Below are 21,408 nucleotides of genomic sequence, written 5' to 3'. Positions count from 1 at the left end.
ATACCGCTGATTAAACGATTCAGTTGTTAGCTCTTAAAGGATAAACCCATGTCGGGCCGGGAAACAGCGCGTTCCTTGACATGGATCATTTCAGATTCGGTAAAAGTCTGAGGGTGATGCTGAGGGGGAGTTGACCGCTTGTGGCGAGCAGGCTTGCCTGCGCTGGGCTGTGCAGCAGCCCTGAAATCTGCAAACCCGTTCGATCAGGCAGACTGCGTCGGCCGGATCTGGGGCTGCCTGGCAGCCCAGCGGGGGCAAGCCCCCTCGCCACAGGTGGAGGCTTGTCCCCCTGAGCAGGAGGGCGTGCCCTTTGCCAGAGGAAGGCTTGCCCTCTTGCGCAGAGGAGCGAGCCTGATGCTGACGTGTCAGAAGGTGGTACGCAGGCCGACTTCGATGCTGCGACCTGGCGCCGGGGCAATGTCGCGCAGGATCGAGCTGGCGTAGCGCACGGTCTGGTTGGTCAGGTTGTCGCCCTTGACGAACGCCAGCCACTGGCTGCTGCCGATATCGAAGTGATACCCGGCACTGGCACCGAAGGTGGTGTAGGCCGAAGTGCCGGACTCATTGGCCGGAACCCGCCCCTGTCCTGCAGCATGCTCGACATCGATCCGTGCCTGCCAGCGATCCAGTTCCCACAGCAGGCCGCTGTTCAAGCGCAGCGGAGCGATCCGCGGCAAGGCCTCGCCAGTATCGAGGTTGGTGGCGCGGGTGTAATCCCCGGACAGTTCCAGGGCGAACTTGCCGTAGGTGCCTTCACCCAGTTTCCAGTGATCCTGGGCCTCGAACCCGGCGAAGCGGGCCCGTACGCCGGAGTAGCGATATTCGGGAATGCCGTCGGCATCTTCCTCGCCCTCGTCGTTGAGCGTACGTCCACTGCCCAGCAGGCCGATGTAGTTGGAGAAGTGGCTGTAGAACACGCCGAAGCTGCCCTTGTGGGTGCCGTTGTCGAAGCGCAGGGCGAGGTCGCTGGACACCGCTTTTTCCTTCGACAGGTTGGCGCTGCCTACTTCATAGGTGCCGGTGGCGACGTGGGCACCGTTGGCGTACAGCTCGTAGAAGGTTGGCGCGCGCTCGGTGTAGCCGAGGGTCGCGGCCAGGGCCCAGACCGGCGTCAGTTGGTAGACCGCACCGGAAGACAGGCTGCCGGCGGTGAAGCTGTTGCTGCGGTCGGCACTGGCAAAACGCTCGTTGCCCTTGGAATCCGGATCGATCCGCGTGTGCTCCAGGCGGCCGCCGAGGCTGAAGGTCAGGCGTTCGCTGGCCTTGAGTTCTTCCAGCAGGAACAGTGCGCCGGCGTCGGTATCGGTCTGCGGGACAAAGGCTTCCTCACCCAGTGCGGAGAACTCGTTGCGCGTGACCTGGGCACCCACCACCCCGTTGAATGGGCCGATGGGCAGGTGACGGGCCTCGACCCGCGCCTCGTACCCCTTGTTCTTGAAAATCGTCCCGACTTCGCCGCCCTCGATTTCCCGGTGCTCGTAGTCGGTGTAGCCGGCGTCGAGTTTTACCGAGCTGAACGGTCCCTGCAGGTTGCGGATTTCCGAGGCGAAGGCGTAGTGATCCTGCTTCATGCGGATGCGCACATCCTGTTCGGCAGGGGAACCGTAGTTGCTGTCGTAGTTGCTGTAGGACAGCCCGGCATAGCCGTTATCCCAATTGTAGGAACCACCCACGGCACCACCGTCCTGGCGCCCGTCGCTATTGCCCAGGCGCCCCTTGCGGCCCGGGCCGTCCTCGCTGGCTGGCGCATTGCTGCTGCGGGCGTAGCCGGGGATGCGCAGGTCGTTGAACTCACGGGCGTTGGCATCCAGGTGCAGGGCGAAGGTGCCGTCGCCGGCTTCCAGCTTGCCGGCGCTGCTGCGGGTGGTGTCGGCGCCGCCGTAGCGCAGTTCGCCGGCCCCGTGGATGCCATCGACGGGGCTGGTGGGGATGCGGTTGTCGAAAGTGTTGACCACCCCGCCAATGGCACTGCCACCGTAGAGCAGCGCGGCCGGGCCGCGGACAATCTCGATGCGCTCGACGTTGACCGGGTCCAGTGGGACGGCGTGGTCATAGGACAGGGCCGAGGCATCCAGTGCGCCGACGCCGTTGCGCAGCAGGCGGATACGGTCGCCGTCCTGGCCGCGGATGATCGGCCGGCTGGCCCCCGGACCGAAGTAGGACGAGGACACGCCTGGTTGCTTGTTCAGGGTTTCACCGAGGCTGCCTTGCTGCTGCAGGGTCAGCTCGTCGCCTTCGAGCACGGTGCTCGGTGCGGCGGTTTGTTCATTGCCCAGCGGGTTGGCGGTAATGACCTGGGGTTGCAGTTCCAGGGCGTGGACCGGACCCGCCATCAGCAGGGCGGCAGCCAGCGGAGTCAGGCGGGTACGCAGGGGGGAGGAGAGGGACATCGATGTTTCCTTGCGGCGCGAAGCGCATCTTTGATGTGAAAGAGCAGGCGGGTGACGGGGATGCCCGACGAATGATTATGGTTTGTTATAACGTAACATATTTTGTCAATTTGAAAACACTCTCCCGTCAACGTATTTCCAGCGGGCTAGACTCCACCGAGGACGATTGGGCCGTCTCGGACCAACCTGCTCTGCCGCGGCCCTTCCCCCTGGCGAAGGGCTCGGCTATGGTGCGCGCCTTGTTCCATTTCCTCATTGAAGGCTCGGCATGACCGAAACATCCAACAACCCGCTGCATGGGGTGACCCTGGAGCAGATCCTCAACTCCCTGGTGGCCCACTACGAGTGGCAGGGTCTTGCCGAGCGCATCGATATCCGTTGCTTCAAGAGCGATCCAAGCATCAAGTCGAGCCTGACCTTTCTGCGCAGGACACCGTGGGCGCGCGAGAAGGTCGAGCGCTTGTACGTGAAGCTGATGCGCACCAAGCGCTGAGTGCCGATCGTGGAATCGAACGGCGTGCCGGGCCATCCACGTTTGCGCTGTGCCTGCTCGCATGCTGTGTTATTGACGGCGGCGGTATTGGGCTGGGGCGGCTTGGCCATCCAGATGTACCTGATCCTGATTGCCCGCTGGCAGGCCGGGGCGAGTCTGCTGGGCGGGCTGGTCACCTTCTTCAGTTTCTTTACCGTGCTGACCAACACCCTGGTGGCGGTAGTGCTGACCTGTGAAGTGACCTCGCGGGATTCGGCGGGACGACGATTTTTTCTCAGGCCATCGGTGCGCACGGCGATCGCCGCCCATATCGTCGTGGTGGGGCTGGCCTACAGTTTGCTGCTGCGGCCGTTGTGGCATCCCCAGGGCTTTCAGTGGCTGGCAGATGAGCTGCTGCATGACGTGATGCCGGCGCTGTTCGTGATCTACTGGTGGAACTGCGTGCCCAAGGGGACCTTGCGGTTCTGGCAGGTCTTGCCATGGCTGGTCTATCCGCTGGTGTATTTCGGCTATGTGTTGCTGCGCGGGCACCTGATTGGCGCGTATCCATATCCCTTCATCGATGTCGACCGGCTGGGTTATCCCCAGGTGCTGGTCAATGCCGGGCAGATCCTGCTGGGGCTCGTGCTGGTGGCGCTGGTGCTGATCGGTGTGGATCGCTGGTGTGGCCGGCGGCGCTCATAATGGTCTGTGGCGAGCGGACTTGTTGTGTCTAGTGAGCCGGTTGTGGCGAGCGGGCTTGCCCGCGCTGGACCGCAAGGCGGTCCCAAGCCCGGCTGGCCGGATCTGCCAGGGGGATTGAGGGGCAGATTTTGGGGCTGCTACGCACCCCAGCGCGGGCAAGCCCGCTCGCCACAGTCGGCCCTGCCACGGTCGGCCCCGCCACAGTCGGCCCGCCTTTGAGCGCGGGCCTGTTTCCAGGGCTCAGTCTTCGGCGCTGCCGTCCAACCGCCAGTAGCCCGCGGCCTTGACGAACTCTTCATCCAGGCCATGGGTATCGAGTATTACCCGACGGACCTTGCGCGACAGTGCCGCCTCGGTGGCGACCCAGGCGTAGAGGCTGCCGCTCGGCGGGGTCAGTTGTTCAACGGTTTGCAGCAGGTCCTGCCCTGGCGCGTCGCGCCGTACCCAGATCACCTCGACCTGTGCCGGGCTGTGCAGCGCCTGCTGCTCCGCCTCATTCTCCACCTCGACCACCACCAGCGCCCGTCGGTTGGCGGCCAGGCCTTCCAGGCGCCGGGCAATGGCCGGCAGGGCGGTCTCGTCGCCGACCAGCAGGTAGCTGTCGAAGATATCCGGGACCACCAGTGAACCCCGCGGCCCACCGATATTGAGGAACTGGCCGGGCGCAGCCTGCTCCGCCCAGGTCGAGGCAGGGCCATCGCCGTGCAGGACGAAATCGATATCCAGTTCACCCAGCTCCAGGTCGTAGCGCCGTGGCGTGTAATCGCGCATGGCGGGCATCGGGCCGCTGTCCTTGGCACCGATCACCAGGGTTTCCAGGGTCGCCTGCTCGGCGGCGGTCTGTGGGAAGAACAGTTTGACGTGGTCGTCGCTGCCCAGGCTGATGAAGCCCGCCAGTTCCGGACCGCCGAGGGTGATACGGCGCATGCGTGGCGTCAGGTCCTGCACCCTAAGCACCTCCAGGCGGCGGCGCTTGATCTCGTGCATGACCCGGTGAATTCCTTGCTGGTTGACGGCATTCATTGCGCTTTCTCCGAACTGGACTGGGCGGATACGGGGCCATCGACGATGGCCTTGGCGGTGTTGTTCAGCAGGTCGCGGACCCGCAGGATTTCCTCCGGGCTCCAGCGCCCGTGGTGCATCTGCAGGGCGTGACGCAGGTTGTGCACGGCTTCGTGGATTTCCGGTGGCCGGTCATGACCACGCAGGGAACGCTTGCTGACATCGATTCGGGTGCGCACGCCATCCAGGGCAACAGCCTGTTCGAGCAGGAACTGGCGACCGGCGTCGGTCACGCCATAGCGCTTTTTCCCGCCCTCGGCGTCGCCACTGATCAGTTCGCTTTCCTCGAGGAAGGTCAGCGTCGGGTAGATCACGCCAGGGCTCGGGCTGTAGGCCCCGTCGAACATGCCCTCGATCTGGCGGATCAGGTCGTAGCCGTGGCAGGGCTGTTCAGCGATCAGGGCCAGTAACAGCAGCTTCAGGTCTCCCGGAGCGAATACACGGGGGCCGCGGCCGCCGCGCTCGCGACCGGGGCGACGTTCGAAGCCGTCGTGGCCGTCGCCGAATTCGCGGTGGTGGGGAGGGTGTGGGTGATGCTCTCTCATTTTCTCTTTCTCCTCTGTGTCTTAGATATACCTTAAGATATATCTTAATTCTGAGGCAAGAAAAACCGACGAGCGTGCGTCGACGGCAGAGTTGTTGTTTTTTCTTGTGTCCTTTGGAGGTTATTCCTACATGAGCTTGCGAAAAGCACTCTGAGCAAGCGTGGGACCGCTCCGTACCATGCCGCCAGGTTTCAAAAAGGCGGTGTTTATCATGTCCCGGTTATTACCAGTCGTGCTGTCACTGTGGTTCCTGGCGGGCTCCTGGTCAGCCCAGGCCAGCCTCAATCCTGTGCAGCACTCTCCGGCCAAGGTCGCCAAGACCCGGGCCACCGAAGTGGATTCGCAGTCATCGATCAGTAATGTCATCGACCGTGCCCACCAGTTGATCGGTACGCCCTATCGATGGGGAGGCATGTCGGTCAAGGGGTTCGATTGCAGTGGGTTGCTGGTCTACCTGTTCCAGCACGAAGCCGATATCAGCTTGCCCCGGACCACGGTGGGCATGCGTCGCTCCAGTGCCAAGACCATCCAGCGTGGCAGCCTGAAGCCTGGCGATGCGGTGTTCTTCAACCGCAATGGCCAGGGCAATGTGAGCCATGTCGGGCTTTACGTGGGTGGAGGCAAGTTCATTCACTCACCGCGCAGCGGCAAGACCGTGCGCATCGACTCACTGAGCAATTCCTACTGGAAAAAGAGCTACACCCTGGCGAAGCGGTTTCACAGTGCCAACTGAAGGGTAGAGGTGTTGTTCTTGCTGGCCTCTTCGCGGATAAACCGGGACGCCGGCTCCCGTAGTTATGCGGCGTTTGCCGCAGTTCCTGGGAGCCTGTGCGATGGATCAAAGACAGTTGGCTCCCACAAGGCTGCTGTGGGAGCCGGCTTGCTGGCGATCCGTCGCAGGCGGCCATCCTTCACTCCAGGTGTGCAACGTTTTGTGGCTTGCACAGCGTATTGCTGTCCGGCTGCAGGTAGGCAGTCAGGATCGGTGCCATGCCCTTGAGTACCTGCACCGGCAACGCCGAAGTGAATTTGAAGTTCTCGGCCGAGCGTCCGGGAACGAAGGCGGTCAGGGTGCCAAAGTGATGGGCGCCGATGTAGAAGACGAACGTCGCGGTGCGATTGATCGACTTGGAATTCAGCACCCGTCCGCCGGTGCCGATGCTCTCGATCCGGTTATCCCCGGTGCCGGTCTTGCCACCCATGGCCAGCGACGTGCCGTCAGGCTGCTTGAAGCTGCCTGACACCCGCCGTGCGGTGCCCGCATCGACCACCTGCGACAAGGCTCCGCGCAGGGCCGTGGCCACTTCCGATGGCATCACCCGCTTACCCTTGCCCGGATCGTTGACCAGTTGCGTTTCGTACGGTGTATCGGCGGCGAAGTGCAGGCTGTCGATACGCAGGGTCGGCAGGCGCACGCCGTCATTGAGGATGATGCCGGTCAGTTCGGCCAACGCTGCCGGGCGATCACCGGAGCTGCCGATGGCGGTCGCCAGCGACGGCACCAGATGATCGAACGGATAGCCGACCTGCTGCCAGCGCCGGTGGATATCGAGGAACGCCTCGATCTCGACCATTACCCGGATCCGGCTGTCGCGGGCACTCTTGTGCTTGCTCTTGAACAGCCAGCCATAGACTTCCTGGCGTTCGAACTCGCTGGCGGCGACCGCCTGGCTGAACCTGGCCTGTGGATTTTTCAGCAAATAGCCCAGCAGCCACAGGTCGAGCGGGTGGACCTTGGCGATATAGCCCTGGTCCGGCAGGTCATAGGCGCCGGGGCCATAACCCTGGTAGAGCTTGGCCAGGCGCTCGTCGCTGACCTTCTCGGTCTTCAGGTGGGCCCGTACGAACGTATTGAATGCCTTCTGCGGCGCCTCCGGCAGCAGGTAGCGATGCACCGCCGCGAGGCGAATCGGCGTCGGGTGCATGCTGTCGAGGAAGGTGTCCAGGCGCTCCTGGGAATCCTTGTTCCGATACTTTTTCCAGAACCGCAGCATGAACGCCGTGCCTTCCCGGTCGGCGAAACGCGCCAGGTATTCCTGCCGACGCGGGTTGTCGTCGTCCTTGAGCAACTCGGCACTGTTGTTCGGGCCTTGGTAGGTGCTGTAGCGCACCAGGTCGCGCATCAGGCGGATGAAGGGCAGGTTGATCGACTCGCGCAGGGCATCGAGCAGGGTCGGGCTGCGACCATTGTCTTCGTTGCGAAAGTTGTGGAAGCGGTGCATGCCGCCGCCGGTGAAGAAGCTTTCGCCGGGGCTCGCCGAATACTGCCGGTTCAGCGCCGCGTCGAGCATGGCGGGCAGGTTGCGGTCGCTGTTCTGGGCCAGGTAGTCGACAGCCCAGCGGGTGAGCCGGTCCTGGTCGTCAACCTCGACTTTTTTCAGTTGCGCCGGGGATTGCTCGCCGTAGCGATCATGCAGCTCGGCGATGATCTGCAGGTAGGTGGTCAGCACCCGCAGCTTGGCGGTGGAGCCCAGTTCCAGCTTGCTGCCTTCGTTGATGTCGAATGGCTGGTCGGTGCTGTCGGTCTGCACCCGCACCCGGTAGCTGTCCGGGGTCAGCTCGAACAGGGTGAAGCTGTAGCGCACCTGCTGGGTGCTGTTGGCAGTGAGCAGGCGGTCGCCGAGCAGCCCGATGGACTTGGCGAAGTCGGGATTTGCCAGGCGCTTGAGGTAGTCGCTGACCTGGCCCTGCAGATCCGCCTGCAGGGTGCTGGTGGCCGACAGGTCGAGCCGGTCGAGGTCATAGAGTGGGCGGTCGAGCATCGCCGCCAGGCGGCTGCGGGCGGTGCTGATCCCCTTGTTCGATTCGACGGGCTGGATCGTCGGCTCCTGGATCCAGTCGCGGTAGCTGACCTTGCTCGCCAGGGCGGCATCGGCCAACTGGGCATCGATGACCGCATTCTGCGCGAGCAGGCGCAGGTGGCTGTCGGTCAGTTCGGCCAGTTCGTCGCGACCCTTGGCCAGGTAGTGGGAGGGCCGGCGTTGGGCGATCATCAGCGAGAGTACTTCGCGCAGGGCGAGACCGCGCCTGGCCAGGCTCTGCGGATCGTTGGCGGTGCTGTTCAACTGTTTGTTGACCGCCGCGAAGTCCGCGCCGTACCAGACCCGCAGCCCCTCGGCCAGGCCATGCACCTCGCCATGCCCCGGCACGGCCGACAGCGGCACGCTATTGAGGTAGTCGCGGACGACGTCCTGTCGCACCGCCAGGGTCTGCGGTCCGCCCTGGTAGGCCCGCACGCTGGCGGAAATCATCTGGCGGATCTTCTCGCCGCCAGACAGGGTCAGGCCATCCGGCGAGTGTCGATACTTCTCCAGTTGCGTCGCCAGGGTGCTGCCGCCAGCGCTCTGGCCGCCGACATGCAGGACCTTGGCGATCTGCGACAGCACCGCCTTGCCGAAGCGCGGCCAGTCCACCGCAGGGTTGGCCTGGGGCTGGTCGGGGTCGAGCAGGTCGCGGTTCTCGATGAACAGCAGGCTGTTGACCACCAGTGGCGGAATGGCCGAGAAGCTCGCGTAGAGTTGCTGCGGGTAGTTGTACTGGTAGAGGTCGGCGCCGCGGCAGTCGGTGATCGACAGCCCGGCCTGGATCTTTTCCGCGTAGGGCACGAAGAAGCCGGCCTTGCCGTAGTCGAGCAGGGCCGGGGAGAAGCGCGCCTGCGTCTCGACCAGGTAGCCGCGCTTGGCCAGCCGGCCAAGAAAGGTGCCCAGGTCGCTGTAGCCCAGGCGCTTGTCGAAGGGACCGGCGCCGGGATAGAGCATTGAGTCGCTGGGGCCCTGGGCCATGGTGTAGCCCAGGTCACTGGCAAAGCGGCTGATCTCCCGGGCCTGGAGTTTGGCGGTACGCATCTCGCGGGAGGCGGCGAAACCGAGCAGCAGCACTGCGATCAACAGCACCAACCAGAACAGTCGCCACCAGAGTCGTCGCCGACGTGGTCTTTTCGGGACGGGCGCTTCATCCGGACTGTCGGTTGCGGTCACAGTCCCGGTCGAATCGGAGTTCCACAGAGCGCCCATAGTCGATTCATCCATTCACGCAGATTGATCGCACTTGCCTGAAGCTTAGACGCTGTGACTGAACCGCGAAAATTTTGTTAACACGGTCAGTTATTTCCTACACATGGCCGTGGTTTGCCAGGACGGCGTCGGGAACACGACGTCTGTCCCGCGTCGTGGCCGGCCTGCCGGGAAATTCGCCAGCGGTAAAAGGTGCAGGCATGACGTCACCTCCCTGGCGTGCAATACTCGCCCGCGTTTTTCGTACGGCAGTACCGGCTTCAGCCAGCTAATGCACCTCTGCTTTCCGCGCTTTTGCCGAGATTTCCCGCTGAATCTTCCAGCGTTTAGAGTGAAAAGCCCTGCCGTCGGCTTTCTATACTGCACGCCCCGCCGATCCCGCAGATTTTTCCCGTGGGACGGGGCCGCTCACGACGCGGTCCCGCTGTCGGGAGACCGGGCTTACCCGTCCGTCGCTCCCTTGTTCGGTGGTTCATACCCAATAACAAGACGAGGTTGTCCCCATGCCAGTTGGCACCCATCCACCCTGCGGCGAGACCGCTAACGGCGGCCCACTCAAACGTGAACTCGGTGAACGGCACATCCGGCTGATGGCGCTTGGCGCCTGTATCGGTGTCGGCCTGTTCCTCGGCTCGGCCAAGGCCATCGAAATGGCTGGCCCGGCGATCATGCTCTCCTACATCATCGGTGGCCTGGCGATCCTGGTGATCATGCGCGCCCTTGGCGAAATGGCCGTGCACAACCCGGTGGCCGGCTCCTTCAGCCGTTATGCCCAGGACTATCTCGGCCCGCTGGCGGGCTTTCTCACCGGCTGGAACTACTGGTTCCTGTGGCTGGTGACCTGCGTCGCGGAGATCACCGCTGTCGCGGTGTACATGGGCGTCTGGTTCCCCGACGTGCCGCGCTGGATCTGGGCGCTGGCGGCGCTGGTGAGCATGGGCACCATCAACCTGATCGCGGTCAAGGCCTTTGGCGAGTTCGAGTTCTGGTTCGCCCTGATCAAGATCGTCACCATCATTGCCATGGTGATTGGCGGTGTCGGGGTGATCGCCTTCGGCTTCGGAAACGACGGGGTGGCCCTCGGCATCTCCAACCTGTGGGCCCACGGCGGCTTCATGCCCAACGGTGTCAGCGGCGTGCTGATGTCGCTGCAGATGGTGATGTTCGCCTACCTGGGCGTGGAAATGATCGGCCTGACCGCCGGTGAGGCGCGCAACCCGCAGAAGACCATTCCCAATGCCATCGGCTCGGTGTTCTGGCGCATCCTGCTGTTCTACGTCGGTGCCCTGTTCGTGATCCTCTCGATCTACCCGTGGAACGCCATCGGCACCCAGGGCAGCCCGTTCGTGATGACCTTCGAGCGCCTGGGGATCAAGACCGCCGCCGGCATCATCAATTTCGTGGTGATCACTGCCGCGCTGTCGTCGTGCAATGGCGGCATCTTCAGCACCGGGCGCATGCTCTACAGCCTGGCGCAGAACGGCCAGGCTCCGGCGACCTTCGCCAGGACCTCAAGCAATGGCGTGCCACGCCGCGCCCTGCTGCTGTCGATCGGGGCCTTGCTGCTGGGCGTGCTGCTCAACTACCTGGTACCGGAGAAGGTGTTCGTCTGGGTGACCTCCATCGCCACCTTCGGCGCGATCTGGACCTGGGTGATGATCCTGCTGGCCCAGCTGAAATTCCGCAAAGGGCTGAGCAGCTCCCAGGTCGCAGGCCTGCAGTATCGGATGTGGCTGTATCCGCTCAGCTCGTACCTGGCGCTGGCGTTCCTGGTGCTGGTGGTCGGCCTGATGGCGTACTTCCCCGACACCCGCGTCGCGCTATATATCGGCCCGGCCTTCCTGGTGCTGCTGACGCTGTTGTTCCATGTGTTCAAGTTGCAACCGAACGACATGCCGCCAGTCGCCGACCCGGTCAGGTAATCGGCAGTTGGAAAAACAAAGCCCCGGTCGAGTGACCGGGGCTTTTTGTTTGCGCGGCGAACAGTTCAGGCGGCGACGGTTCGCATTGGCTGTCCCAGGCGCTTGTTGAAGTCCAGCCAGGCGCCCAGCAGGGCCAGCAGTCCGGCACCTGCCAGTGCGGTGAAGACCTGCATGGCGAAGGCGTCGTTGGCGAGGGCGTTGACCATGTCCGCCAGCGGGGCCAGCAACACGCCCAGGCAGAACACCTCCAGCGAGTAGCGGCCCATGCGGCAGGTTTGTTGCGCCAGCCAGTTGCGGGTCCAGCTGCCCATGGGCAGCAGCTTTGCGGTCACGTAGGCCAGCGCCAGGAAATGCAGGAGGCGCACCGGCGACAGGTCGGTCTTGCTGATCGGGTACAGCCAGTTGCTGAGGGCGGCCGGCATCACCGCGTCATGAATCTCTGGCCAACGCCAGGAGACGGTGAGGACTCCGGCAAGCAGCGAATAGGCCGCCGCCGCGACGAACAGTGGCTGGCGCAGCAGCGGGCGGCTGTCCGGCAGGCGTGGCCGTTGGCTGTGAAGCGCCGCGGCACCGCCGAGAATGAACAGCAGTTGCCAGGTGACGGGGTTGAAGTACCACACGCCATCGCCGATCGCCGCCAGGTTCCAGCCCAGCAGCGGTGCCAGCAGGTACACCGCCAATGATACCGCGACCACCGCCAGCGGCTGGCGCAACAGCAGGGGCAGCACCAGCGGAAGGCCGAGCAGCAGCACGATGTACAGGGGCAGCGGGTCCATCAGGTTCGGCTTGAAGCGCAGCAGCAACTCATCCGTCAGGGCCTGTTCCGGGTGGCTGACAAAGTGCTGCAGGCCCATTTCCTGGATCAGGTCGCGGGTTTCCACATGGCTGTTGGCGAAGAACACGATGCCCATCAGCATCGCCAGCAGGAAGATATGCACCACGTAGAGCACCCAGGCACGGCGCAGGATTTTCACGCAGGCTATCAGGTAGCCATCGCGTTGCAGGATCTTGCCGTAGGCAAGGATCGCCGCGTAGCCGGCGAGGAACACGAAGACTTCCGCCGCATCGCTGAAGCCGATGTTGCGCAGGGTGATCTGGCCGAGTGGGTTGTGGGGCACGTGATCCCAGAAAATGAAGATCAGCGCCAGTCCGCGAAAAAAGTCGATGCGTGGGTCGCGTCCGTTCAGCATGGCAGCGGGCTCTGTGGGCGAATGTTGAATATGACCGTGGCGGCTGTCGGAAATTGCACTGCACGGCGGCGGCGCGCAGGGTGGCGTGAATTGTGAAGAATTGCAAAGGCGGGGTATTACTGAATGTCACATTTGTTTGGTAGCCGCTGTCCGGCCGTTGACGGTTGGACTATCCGGTCCGGACCCGCCAGGCCGGACAGTCCGGCGGCTATTTGCTGTCGAGGAAGTTCAGCAGGGCGGCATTGAAGAGCGCCGGGTCCTGCAGGAACGCGAAGTGGCTGGCATTGGGCAGGATCAGCAGCCCTGCACCGGGAATGACCGCGGCCATGTACTCGGTGTTCTCGCGCTTGATCGCTTCGTCGTGGTCGCCGTCGACGATCAGGACCGGAGTCTTGATCTTCGCCAGGTCGGCGTCGGTCCAGTTCGGCTGGCTGGCCCACATATGGCTGATCTGTTCGACGAAGGCGTCGTATTCCCCGGGGGTTGGCGACAGCTTCAGGTATTCCTTGCCGGCCCGCTCGATGTAGGCGGCGAAGGTCGGGTTCTTCTCGACGTTTTCCTTGACTCCGGCCGTGTTGCTGTTGGCGGCGAAGGCGAAGATCTTGCCAACGCGGGTCGGGTGACGGATCGCCAGGTCGAGGCCGAGGATCGCCCCGTCGCTCCAGCCGACGATGTCGGCCTTGGGGATCTTCAGGCTGTCGAGCACGGCGACCACGTCGTCGGCCATCAGGTCGTAGCCGTAGGGTTGGGTATCCCGCGAGCTGCGGCCATGGCCGCGGCTATCGAGAGTGATCACCGTATGCTTCGCCGCCAGGGCCTTGACCTGGTTGCCCCAATAGTCGGAGTTGGCGAGGCCGCCGTGCAACAGCAGCACGGGTGAGCCGTGGCCAGTGCGGGTGTAGTAGAGCTTGATGCCGTTGACCTTGGCGTAGCCACTCTGGACGCCAGCGACCGGGGCCGGTGTGGGCGGCAGGGTTTCCCAGCGTTCGGCGGCATGGGCCAGGTTGAACGACAGCATCAGGCAGGCGGCAGCGATGAAACGATTTCGCATGGTCATCTCCGGTGGAGGGGAAGTGTCGGACGGGGCTTGTCCGGCCAGGGCATGGATGACACAGCCTTGCGGGTATTGCCCAAGATCTTTTCGACCTATGTTTATATCGATGCCTTCAATGTGGTGATCCCGGCCCGGCGATCCGCCCTGTCGAGAACAGGGAGGGCCTTGCCTACGCTGCGTTCGGCTCGAAACTGTCGGCCCGGGCCATCTGCCACATGCGCGAGTAGAACTCGCCGTCGACCTCGCCGGTCAGCAGCTCGCCGGGCTTGAGGAACGTATGCAGTTGCGAGAACAGCTTGATCTCGGTGGCCGACATGCGTCGTACCAGATGCTTGGCCTCCAGTTGCGAAGGATGCTGGAGCCCTGCGGCGGCGAGCATTTCGGCCAAGGCCTTGAGGGTGTTGCGGTGGAAGCTGAACACCCGCTGGGCCTTGTCCGGGACCACCAGGGCGCGCTGGCGCAACTTGTCCTGGGTGGCGACGCCGGTCGGGCATTTGTTGGTGTGGCAGCTCTGCGACTGGATGCAGCCGATGGCGAACATGAAGCCGCGCGCCGAGTTGGCCCAGTCGGCGCCGATGGCCAGGACGCTGGCGATGTCGAAGGCGCTGACGATCTTGCCACTGGCACCGAGCTTGATCTTGTCGCGCAGGTTCAGGCCGACCAGGGTGTTGTGCACGAACAGCAGGCCTTCGCGCATCGGCGAACCCATGTGGTCGGTGAACTCCACCGGTGCGGCACCGGTGCCGCCTTCCTTGCCGTCGACGACGATGAAGTCGGGCAGGATGCCGGTCTCCAGCATCGCCTTGGCGATGCCCATGAATTCCCACGGGTGGCCCAGGCAGAACTTGAAGCCTACCGGCTTGCCGCCGGACAGCTCACGCAACTGCGCGATGAAGTGCATCATCTCGATCGGTGTCGAGAAGGCGCTGTGGCTCGACGGCGACACACAGTCTTCGCCCATCGGGATACCCCGCGTGTCGGCGATTTCCCGGGTGACCTTGTGCTTGGGCAGGATGCCGCCATGGCCGGGCTTGGCCCCCTGGCTCATCTTGATTTCGATCATGCGCACCTGCGGGCTCTGCGCCTGGGTGGCGAATTTCTCCGGGTCGAAGCGTCCGTCGCTGGTGCGGCAACCGAAGTAGCCGCTGCCGAGTTCCCAGGTCAGGTCGCCGCCATGTTCGCGGTGATAGGGGCTGATGCTGCCTTCGCCGGTGTCGTGGGCGAAATTGCCGAGCTTGGCGCCCTGGTTCAGCGCGCGGATGGCGTTGGCGCTGAGGGAGCCGAAGCTCATCGCCGAGATATTGAACACCGAGGCCGAATACGGCTGCTTGCACTGCGGCCCGCCGACGATCACCCGGAAGCTGCCGGGATCGCTCAACGGCGCCGGGCGCATCGAGTGGCCGATGAATTCGAAGCCTGATTCATACACATCGATCAGCGTGCCGAAGGGCTTGTCGCCGCCTTCGTTCTTGGCCCGTGCATACACCAGCGAGCGCTGGGAGCGCGAGAAGGGCAGGGCATCGCTGTCGGATTCGAGCAGGTACTGACGGATTTCCGGGCGAATGCCTTCGACCAGGTAGCGGATGTTGCCGAGGATCGGATAGTTGCGGCGTACCGCGTGACGGCTCTGCAGCAGGTCGAACAGGCCCAGCAGGCTCAACAACCCGGTGAGCAGGGTAAATGGCCAGAGCCAGTCGTGTTCCAGGAACGGCAGGCTGGCGAGGGTGAAGATCACGCAGCCGGCAAAGAAGGCGTAGCGGCTCAGCAGGGACAGGCTCATACGGTTTCCTTGTGTTCGGACTCTTCGGGAGGTCAGGCATTCTGCGCTTGCAGAAATATCGAGAACAGCTCGGACTGGGACTTGATCCCCAGCTTGCTGTACATGTGTTTCTTATGGACTTTCACGGTTTCGATGGAGATTTCCAGCTTGCGGGCGATCTCCTTGCTGGAGCAGCCGCTGAGCATCAGGCGGCCGACATCCAGTTCGCGGGCGGTCAGTTGCGCGCCCTTGAGCTGCTGCACCGAGGCTTCCAGCTGGATGCGCCAATCGCCCTGCTGCGGAGTGGGCGGCGTGGTGCTTTCCGGTTGTAGCTCATGCGGCAGGCGCTGACGCAAGAGGCCCAGCACCCAGGGCTGGATCAGCGAGAGCAGGGCGATCTGTTCGGCGCTGAAGGGATGCGTGGAACCCAGCGACAGGCACAGGGTGCGGTCGCCGTCGAGCTGGCAGTTGAACTGGATCTCGTCGGCCACTACGTTCAGGCGGAAGTAGCGCTGGTAGTACTCGGTCAGCTCGAAGTGTTCCGGGGCAACCTCGGCCAGGCGGTACAGGCCGGTACGCGAGTGCTCGCGGCTGGCGATGTAGAACGGGTCGAGCAGGTACAGGCCCTTGAGGTAATCCTGGAACAACTGGTCGGGGCTGCCGTCTTCGCCTGGGCACTCGGCGAACACTTCCGGGCGCCCCTGGGCGCTGAACAGCAGGGCGACCCAGCTGTCGAACGGCACGTACTGGTTGAGCAGGCGCACCAGTTGCGTCCAGAAATTGGGCCGGTCCAGGGCCTCGATCATTTGCCCCACCGAACGGTGCCAGGCGATGTCATCCAGCGACAGTGTCATTCATCTACCCCTATCGAGTTACCCCGGCGGCGTGATTCCCATGGCCCGGCGCGGGTGCGCATACTGCGGCCACCGCTAATGACCGCGCGCCCATTCTGCCAGTTCGGCGGGTCTTACCGGTTGAACAGAACAAGGAATACCCATGAAAATCGAACTTGCCCAGCTCGCGGGCCGGGATAACGATACAGCTTACAACCTCGAGCGCGCCCTTGCCGCTATCGCCGGCTGTAGTGCCGATACCCGGATGCTGGTGTTTCCGGAAACCCACCTGATGGGTTTCCCTTCCGCCGAGACCGTCGCCCAGGTCGCCGAGCCGCTGGATGGCCCGACCGTGCGGGCGCTGCAGCAGGCCGCCCGCGAGCGCGACCTGACGGTGGTGATCGGCATGGCCGAAAACGACAACGGCCAGTTCTATAACACCACCCTGATGATCACCCCCGAAGGCATTGCCCTGAGTTATCGCAAGACCCATTTGTGGGCCTCGGATCGCGGTGTGTTCAACCCCGGTGATCGCTATGCGACCTGCGAGTGGAACGGCGTGCGCGTCGGCCTGCTGATCTGCTACGACATCGAGTTCCCGGAAAGCGCCCGCGCGCTGGCGCAGTTGGGGGCTGAACTGCTGATCGTCACCAACGGCAACATGGACCCGTACGGGCCGACCCACCGCACCGCGATCATGGCCCGCGCCCAGGAAAACCAGGCGTTCGCGCTGATGGTCAACCGCGTTGGCGAGGGTGATGGCGGGCTGCTGTTCGCCGGTGGCAGTGCCCTGGTCGATCCGTTCGGGACTTTGCTCAAGGAGGCCGGGCGTGAGGAAAGCCATTTCAGCGTCGAGCTGGACCTCGGCCAGTTGGCCGCTGCGCGGCGCGACTACAGCTACCTGAACGACCAGCGCCTGCGTCTGCCGGGCGAGGTGGTCGAGCATGCAGACGGGCTGCGGGAGCTGTTGATTCCTCTGGGTTGATTCACCGGGGAGCCTTGTGCTGTTCCGGCCGGCCCTTTCGCGGGCAAGCCCTGCTCCTACAGCCATATTGCCCCCCCCTGTAGGAGCAGGGCTTGCCCGCTAAGGCGTCAGCTCTCACACCCGCAACCCCGATCCGCGCACATATAAAAATGACGCAACACCGCTAGACCTTCGCCGAACTCGGCTCTGCCATAAATCCAATAACATTCGGAGTAGTCGCCTCATGGCTCGTTTGCAACGCACCCTTTCGCTGGGGTCGGTGGTGCTGTTCGGCATCGCCTACATGACGCCGATCATCGTGCTCGGCACCTTCGGTATCCTCGCCCAGTCCACCGCCGGCATGGTGCCGGCCGCCTACCTCGCGGCACTGGTGGCGATGTTCTTCACCGCCATGAGCTACGGGCGCATGGCCGCCGCCTTTCCGGTGGCCGGTTCGGCCTATAGCTACGTGCGCAAGGCCATCAGCCCGAAACTCGGGTTCATCGCCGGCTGGGCGGTGTTGCTCGACTATCTGTTCCTGCCCATGGCGATCTGGCTGATCGGTGCGGCCTACCTCAACTCGGCGTTCCCTTCGGTACCGCAGCCGCTGTGGGTGTTGGCGTTCATCGTCATCACCAGCCTGATCAACATCGCCGGCCTGCGCCTGGCCAACGGCATCAACTCGCTGCTGATGCTGGTGCAGTTCCTGGTATTGCTGGCCTTCGTCGCCCTGGCGATCCACTACATCGGCGGTGATGCGAGCAAACCGCTGTGGACCCTGGCACCGTTCTTCAGCGGCGACATGCAGATGCCACTGGTGATGAGCGGCGCGGCCATCGCTTGCTACTCGTTCCTCGGTTTCGACGCGGTCAGCACCCTGACCGAGGAAACCCGCGATCCGCGGCGTACCATTCCGCGGGCGATCATGCTGATCACCCTGATTGGCGGGCTGATCTTCGTCGCGGTGTCGTACTTCGTGCAGTTGGCCCATCCGGCGTCCGTCTTCGACAACGTCGACTCGGCTGCCTACGAAATCGCCCGCAATATCGGCGGCGACCTGTTCGTCAGCATCTTCCTGATCGGCCTGATCGTCGGCCAGTTCGCCTCGGGGCTGTCGGCCCAGGCCAGCGGCTCGCGGCTGCTCTATGCGATGGGCCGCGACGGAGTGTTGCCGAAGTCGTTCTTCGGTGGCTTGAGCGAGCGCTTCGGCACGCCGGTCAACAGCATCCTGCTCTGCGCCGTGGTGGCCTTGCTGGCGCTGAAACTGGACGTCACCACCTCCACCTCGTTCATCAACTTCGGTGCGTTCCTGGCCTTCAGCCTGGTGAACCTGTCGGTGATTTTTCACTACTGGATTGGCGCACAGCAGCGCGGCCCGCGCGAGCTGCTGCTGTTCCTGGTCTGCCCACTGATCGGCCTGCTGGCGGACCTGTGGCTGATGGTCAGCCTCGACCACCTGGCGATCTACCTGGGGCTGAGCTGGCTGGCCATTGGCCTGGTGTACCTGGCGTTCCTCACCGGCGGTTTCCGCCAGCAGCCACCGGAGATGGATTTCCAGGAAGCAGGCTGAGTTCAGGGAAGCCCCCAGCAGGCGGGCGCGGGGCCGAAGGATGGGTTTGTTGCAAGTGGTTATCGTTTGCGGATTGATATGTTATTGTATAACAAATTAACTCGCTTCCGATTGCTGGAGACAACCATGAAACCCGGTATCCATCCCAACTACCGCACCGTCCTGTTCCATGACACGGCAGCCGATGTGCATTTCCTGATCGGCTCCACCGTCGACACCGATCGCACCCAGCTGCATAGCGATGGCAACACCTATCCCTATGTGGCTCTCGACGTGTCCAGCGCCTCCCATCCGGTGTACACCGGCCAGCAGCGCAAGACCCAGTCCGAAGGCCGTATCGCCGGTTTCAACAAGCGTTTCGCGACTTTCGGCTCGACGGGCCGCAAGGCTGACGCTTGAGCGGCACCGGTCCGCTGGCACCTGACCGCTCATGGCGTCGTTCGGTTCTGGCGGATCGGTAGCTCGATCCTGAATGTCGTGCCCACTCCCACCTCGCTGCTGACCGCATCCATGACCTCTACCCGTCGACCCTGCGGATTCGGCCGACCAGTTGCGTCAACCGAGCGCGAACGGTATCGCGGTTATCCCAAGCAGAGCGAGTCGCTACCGATGACGTTGGAGCCGATGCAGGACGCGGCCCGGCTGATCCTGCATCACCAGGAGCGGTGGGACGGCAGCGAAGCCATGTAGGGCGCCAAATACAGTGTGTTCGTCAAGGTGCCGGAGGAGCTTGCGCCGCTGGAGCAGGCCACCTGAATCCCGTCTGGCAAGCCTGCCTTTGGTGGGCTTGCCAGTTTCTCCCGCGGGTGTGATCCTGCCGCCTTTTGCCGGGATCGCGTTGACGCCATGACTGTTTCTGTTGCCTCCAAGACCATCCGCATTGCCGCGGCCCTGCTGATCGGCCCCGACGGCCGCACCCTGTTGGTACGCAAGCGCGGTACCCAGGCCTTCATGCAGCCAGGCGGCAAGATCGAGCCGCACGAGCAGCCAGCCAATGCCCTGGCTCGTGAACTCGAGGAAGAGTTGGGACTGCTGGTCGATCCAACCTCTGCCCGCTACCTCGGCCGGTTTTCCGCCCCGGCGGCCAACGAGCCGGGCTTCGAGGTGCAGGCCGAATTGTTCCTGCTGCAGATTGCCGAAACCGTCGAGCCGGCCGCCGAGATCGAGGAAGTGCAGTGGATCGACCCGGCGACCGACGGCAACCTGTGCCTGGCGCCATTGACACGGGACCTGATCCTGCCGTTCTATCGGGCTTCGCTTGAGCCCACCGCCTGATCGAGACCGAACAAGGACTGTCCATGATCCCCGCCCAAGACCTGTTGATCTTCGCCGCTGCTTCGCTGTTGATGGTCCTGACGCCGGGACCGAACATGATCTACCTGATCTCCCGTTCGATCTGCCAGGGGCCGAAGGCCGGGGTGGTGTCGCTGCTTGGGGTGGTGGGTGGCTTCTTCGTCCATCTGTTTGCCGCCGCATTGGGGCTGACCGCGGTATTCATGGCGGTGCCGCTGGCCTATGAAGTGCTCAAGTGGGCGGGTGCGCTGTACCTGCTGTGGCTGGCCTGGCAGGCGCTCAAGCCTGGCGCGCGCTCGCCGTTCGAACCGCGACAGTTGCCGCCGGACTCGTCGGTACGGCTGATGACCATGGGCTTTCTCACCAGTGCCCTGAATCCGAAGATCGCAGTGTTCTATCTCTCGGTGTTCCCGCAGTTCATCACTCCGGAACACGGCTCGGTGTTCGCCCAGAGCCTGGTTCTCGGCGTCACCCAGATCAGTGTGAGCTTCACTGTCAATCTGCTGATCGCGCTGTTTGCCGGCGGCCTGGCCAGCTGGTTCGTGCACAACCCGCGCTGGCTGGCGCTGCAGCGCTATGTCATGGGCTTCGTATTGGGCGGCCTGGCGGTGCGGTTGATGCTCGAGCAACGCCGTTCGGCCTGAGCCGGGGACGGCTGTGGCAGGACGCGACGGGGTGGGCGCAAGGCCGACCCCGTTGTTGTTTCAGCGCACCGCGCTGACGCCGTCGAGGGTCGAGAACGAAGTGTCCTTGGCCGTCAGCAGGAAGTCACGCATGTAGGGCACGTCCAGCATGTCGGTGCGAATCGCCGCGTACAGCGTGGCAAACAGGCCTTTTTCGCCCAGGCGCTTGGCCCTCACGTAACCCCGCGAGCTGTATTCGTGCAGCGCCCAGTGGGGCATGCCGCACACGCCGCGGCCGCTGGCCACCAACTGCATCATCATCACCGACAGTTCTGAAGTCCGCACCTGCGCCGGTTCGACATCGGCCGGCTCCAGGAAGCGGGTGAAGATGTCCAGCCGATCGCGTTCCACCGGGTAGGTGATCAGGGTCTCCCGGGCCAGGTCCTCGGGCATGATGTAGGGTTTGCTCGCCAGGGGATGCTGGTTGGCCACGGCGAGCATCGCCTCATAGGTGAACAGCGGCACGTAGGTGATGCCCGCCAGGTCCAGAGGGTCGGAAGTGACCACCAGGTCCAGGTCGCCACGGGCCAGGGCCGGCAGCGGGGCGAAGGCGAAGCCGGAGGCCAGGTCCAGTTCGACTTCCGGCCAGGCATCGCGGAACTGGTCGATGGTCGGCATCAGCCACTGGAAGCAGCTGTGGCATTCGATCGCCATGTGCAGTCGCCCGGCCGTGCCGCCGGCCAGCCGGGAGATATCCCGTTCGGCCGCGCGCAGCAGTGGCAGGGTGGCATCCGCCAGTTGCAGCAGGCGCAAGCCGGCGCTGGTGAAGCGTACCGGTTTGGTCTTGCGCACGAACAGCGCCATGCCCAGGCGTTCTTCCAGTTCCTTGAACTGGTGGGACAGCGCCGACTGGGTCAGGTGCAGCCGCTCGGCGGCCTCCACCAGGCTGTCGGCCTCGCGCAAGGCATGCAGGGTTTTCAAGTGACGGATTTCCAGCACCAGGGGCTCCATGA

Annotated in this window: 19 protein-coding genes and 1 pseudogene; 11 read left to right on the top strand and 9 right to left on the bottom strand. The window is 63.8% G+C overall.

The window, feature by feature from the left end; translation table 11 throughout:
* Positions 1-365: 365 nt before the first annotated feature.
* Positions 366-2,390, bottom strand: a complete 2,025-nt coding sequence (locus AC6I6U_RS30925) for a TonB-dependent receptor (protein ID WP_497879724.1) — start codon at positions 2,388-2,390, stop codon at positions 366-368.
* A 2-nt stretch (positions 2,391-2,392) separates the two neighbouring features.
* On the opposite strand from AC6I6U_RS30925, the gene AC6I6U_RS30920 reads away from it, so the two are divergent.
* From AC6I6U_RS30920 to AC6I6U_RS30910, 3 genes are read left to right on the top strand one after another with little or no spacing between them, the layout of a single operon-like run.
* Positions 2,393-2,662: a hypothetical protein gene (locus tag AC6I6U_RS30920; RefSeq protein WP_497879723.1), complete on the top strand. Its 270-nt coding sequence runs from the start codon at positions 2,393-2,395 to the stop codon at positions 2,660-2,662.
* Entirely contained in the window at positions 2,659-2,883 is a 225-nt protein-coding gene (locus AC6I6U_RS30915; protein ID WP_497879722.1) for a VF530 family protein, read from the top strand. Before AC6I6U_RS30920 ends, AC6I6U_RS30915 begins: the two co-directional genes overlap by 4 nt.
* A gap of 9 nt (positions 2,884-2,892) precedes the next feature.
* Positions 2,893-3,567: a Pr6Pr family membrane protein gene (locus tag AC6I6U_RS30910; protein WP_497879721.1), complete on the top strand. Its 675-nt coding sequence runs from the start codon at positions 2,893-2,895 to the stop codon at positions 3,565-3,567.
* 240 nt (positions 3,568-3,807) lie between these two features.
* Here AC6I6U_RS30910 and AC6I6U_RS30905 read toward each other — a convergent pair whose 3' ends face one another.
* Both AC6I6U_RS30905 and AC6I6U_RS30900 read right to left on the bottom strand, forming a co-directional pair.
* A complete protein-coding gene (locus AC6I6U_RS30905; protein WP_497879720.1) occupies positions 3,808-4,590 on the bottom strand; it encodes a siderophore-interacting protein in 783 nt (260 codons plus the stop codon).
* Complete coding sequence (locus AC6I6U_RS30900) at positions 4,587-5,174, bottom strand: PadR family transcriptional regulator (protein ID WP_497879719.1); 588 nt, start codon at positions 5,172-5,174, stop codon at positions 4,587-4,589. The genes AC6I6U_RS30905 and AC6I6U_RS30900 overlap by 4 nt, the downstream gene beginning before the upstream one ends.
* A 211-nt stretch (positions 5,175-5,385) precedes the next feature.
* Here AC6I6U_RS30900 and AC6I6U_RS30895 point away from each other — a divergent pair, with 211 nt between their 5' ends.
* Complete coding sequence (locus AC6I6U_RS30895; RefSeq protein WP_497879718.1) at positions 5,386-5,907, top strand: C40 family peptidase; 522 nt, start codon at positions 5,386-5,388, stop codon at positions 5,905-5,907.
* A gap of 178 nt (positions 5,908-6,085) precedes the next feature.
* Here AC6I6U_RS30895 and AC6I6U_RS30890 read toward each other — a convergent pair whose 3' ends face one another.
* A complete protein-coding gene (locus tag AC6I6U_RS30890) occupies positions 6,086-9,187 on the bottom strand; it encodes a transglycosylase domain-containing protein (protein ID WP_497879717.1) in 3,102 nt (1,033 codons plus the stop codon).
* A 503-nt stretch (positions 9,188-9,690) separates the two neighbouring features.
* Here AC6I6U_RS30890 and AC6I6U_RS30885 point away from each other — a divergent pair.
* Complete coding sequence (locus tag AC6I6U_RS30885; protein ID WP_497879716.1) at positions 9,691-11,109, top strand: amino acid permease; 1,419 nt, start codon at positions 9,691-9,693, stop codon at positions 11,107-11,109.
* A 65-nt stretch (positions 11,110-11,174) separates the two neighbouring features.
* Here AC6I6U_RS30885 and AC6I6U_RS30880 read toward each other — a convergent pair whose 3' ends face one another.
* The 4 genes from AC6I6U_RS30880 to AC6I6U_RS30865 form a co-directional block, all read right to left on the bottom strand.
* Positions 11,175-12,299 carry an OpgC family protein gene (locus AC6I6U_RS30880; protein WP_497879715.1) on the bottom strand — a complete coding sequence of 375 codons (1,125 nt, stop codon included), beginning with the start codon at positions 12,297-12,299 and terminating at the stop codon, positions 11,175-11,177.
* 208 nt (positions 12,300-12,507) lie between these two features.
* A complete protein-coding gene (locus AC6I6U_RS30875) occupies positions 12,508-13,350 on the bottom strand; it encodes an alpha/beta fold hydrolase (protein ID WP_497879714.1) in 843 nt (280 codons plus the stop codon).
* Between the two features lie 172 nt (positions 13,351-13,522).
* Positions 13,523-15,133, bottom strand: a complete 1,611-nt coding sequence (locus AC6I6U_RS30870) for an FMN-binding glutamate synthase family protein (RefSeq protein ID WP_497879713.1) — start codon at positions 15,131-15,133, stop codon at positions 13,523-13,525.
* Positions 15,134-15,165: 32 nt separating this feature from the next.
* On the bottom strand, positions 15,166-15,966 hold the full coding sequence (locus tag AC6I6U_RS30865) for a helix-turn-helix transcriptional regulator (RefSeq protein WP_497879712.1): 801 nt from the start codon (positions 15,964-15,966) through the stop codon (positions 15,166-15,168).
* A gap of 142 nt (positions 15,967-16,108) precedes the next feature.
* Here AC6I6U_RS30865 and AC6I6U_RS30860 point away from each other — a divergent pair, with 142 nt between their 5' ends.
* The 6 genes and pseudogenes from AC6I6U_RS30860 (at position 16,109) to AC6I6U_RS30835 (ending at position 20,416) form a co-directional block, all read left to right on the top strand.
* Complete coding sequence (locus AC6I6U_RS30860) at positions 16,109-16,930, top strand: carbon-nitrogen hydrolase family protein (protein WP_497879711.1); 822 nt, start codon at positions 16,109-16,111, stop codon at positions 16,928-16,930.
* A 223-nt stretch (positions 16,931-17,153) separates the two neighbouring features.
* Positions 17,154-18,479, top strand: a complete 1,326-nt coding sequence (locus AC6I6U_RS30855; RefSeq protein ID WP_497879710.1) for an APC family permease — start codon at positions 17,154-17,156, stop codon at positions 18,477-18,479.
* A 126-nt stretch (positions 18,480-18,605) separates the two neighbouring features.
* Complete coding sequence (locus AC6I6U_RS30850; protein WP_497879709.1) at positions 18,606-18,878, top strand: type B 50S ribosomal protein L31; 273 nt, start codon at positions 18,606-18,608, stop codon at positions 18,876-18,878.
* A 162-nt stretch (positions 18,879-19,040) separates the two neighbouring features.
* A pseudogene (locus AC6I6U_RS30845) lies at positions 19,041-19,157 on the top strand (HD domain-containing phosphohydrolase); the annotation flags it as partial.
* A gap of 168 nt (positions 19,158-19,325) precedes the next feature.
* Positions 19,326-19,754: an NUDIX hydrolase gene (locus AC6I6U_RS30840; RefSeq protein ID WP_497879708.1), complete on the top strand. Its 429-nt coding sequence runs from the start codon at positions 19,326-19,328 to the stop codon at positions 19,752-19,754.
* Positions 19,755-19,777: 23 nt separating this feature from the next.
* A complete protein-coding gene (locus AC6I6U_RS30835) occupies positions 19,778-20,416 on the top strand; it encodes a LysE family translocator (protein ID WP_497879707.1) in 639 nt (212 codons plus the stop codon).
* A 60-nt stretch (positions 20,417-20,476) separates the two neighbouring features.
* On the opposite strand, the gene metR is transcribed toward AC6I6U_RS30835, so the two are convergent.
* The gene (gene metR, locus AC6I6U_RS30830; protein ID WP_497879706.1) at positions 20,477-21,394 is read right to left on the bottom strand and encodes a transcriptional regulator MetR; all 918 of its coding nucleotides are present in this window, start codon (positions 21,392-21,394) and stop codon (positions 20,477-20,479) included.
* Between the last annotated feature and the right edge of the window lie 14 nt (positions 21,395-21,408).

It is taken from the genome of Pseudomonas sp. UTLPPB19802 (assembly GCF_059730225.1).
Note: the sequence above shows the minus strand (reverse complement) of the source record. Positions and strands in the feature narration are given on the sequence as shown.

What these genes read in the sequence shown, in the direction of transcription:
- AC6I6U_RS30925 (WP_497879724.1), bottom strand. Translation starts at nt 2,390, where the DNA reads ATGTCCCTCTCCTCCCCCCTGCGTACCCGCCTGACTCCGCTGGCTGCC.
- AC6I6U_RS30920 (WP_497879723.1), top strand. Translation starts at nt 2,393, where the DNA reads ATGTTTCCTTGCGGCGCGAAGCGCATCTTTGATGTGAAAGAGCAGGCG.
- AC6I6U_RS30915 (WP_497879722.1), top strand. Translation starts at nt 2,659, where the DNA reads ATGACCGAAACATCCAACAACCCGCTGCATGGGGTGACCCTGGAGCAG.
- AC6I6U_RS30905 (WP_497879720.1), bottom strand. Translation starts at nt 4,590, where the DNA reads ATGAATGCCGTCAACCAGCAAGGAATTCACCGGGTCATGCACGAGATC.
- AC6I6U_RS30900 (WP_497879719.1), bottom strand. Translation starts at nt 5,174, where the DNA reads ATGAGAGAGCATCACCCACACCCTCCCCACCACCGCGAATTCGGCGAC.
- AC6I6U_RS30895 (WP_497879718.1), top strand. Translation starts at nt 5,386, where the DNA reads ATGTCCCGGTTATTACCAGTCGTGCTGTCACTGTGGTTCCTGGCGGGC.
- AC6I6U_RS30890 (WP_497879717.1), bottom strand. Translation starts at nt 9,187, where the DNA reads ATGGGCGCTCTGTGGAACTCCGATTCGACCGGGACTGTGACCGCAACC.
- AC6I6U_RS30885 (WP_497879716.1), top strand. Translation starts at nt 9,691, where the DNA reads ATGCCAGTTGGCACCCATCCACCCTGCGGCGAGACCGCTAACGGCGGC.
- AC6I6U_RS30880 (WP_497879715.1), bottom strand. Translation starts at nt 12,299, where the DNA reads ATGCTGAACGGACGCGACCCACGCATCGACTTTTTTCGCGGACTGGCG.
- AC6I6U_RS30875 (WP_497879714.1), bottom strand. Translation starts at nt 13,350, where the DNA reads ATGCGAAATCGTTTCATCGCTGCCGCCTGCCTGATGCTGTCGTTCAAC.
- AC6I6U_RS30870 (WP_497879713.1), bottom strand. Translation starts at nt 15,133, where the DNA reads ATGAGCCTGTCCCTGCTGAGCCGCTACGCCTTCTTTGCCGGCTGCGTG.
- AC6I6U_RS30865 (WP_497879712.1), bottom strand. Translation starts at nt 15,966, where the DNA reads ATGACACTGTCGCTGGATGACATCGCCTGGCACCGTTCGGTGGGGCAA.
- AC6I6U_RS30860 (WP_497879711.1), top strand. Translation starts at nt 16,109, where the DNA reads ATGAAAATCGAACTTGCCCAGCTCGCGGGCCGGGATAACGATACAGCT.
- AC6I6U_RS30855 (WP_497879710.1), top strand. Translation starts at nt 17,154, where the DNA reads ATGGCTCGTTTGCAACGCACCCTTTCGCTGGGGTCGGTGGTGCTGTTC.
- AC6I6U_RS30850 (WP_497879709.1), top strand. Translation starts at nt 18,606, where the DNA reads ATGAAACCCGGTATCCATCCCAACTACCGCACCGTCCTGTTCCATGAC.
- AC6I6U_RS30840 (WP_497879708.1), top strand. Translation starts at nt 19,326, where the DNA reads ATGACTGTTTCTGTTGCCTCCAAGACCATCCGCATTGCCGCGGCCCTG.
- AC6I6U_RS30835 (WP_497879707.1), top strand. Translation starts at nt 19,778, where the DNA reads ATGATCCCCGCCCAAGACCTGTTGATCTTCGCCGCTGCTTCGCTGTTG.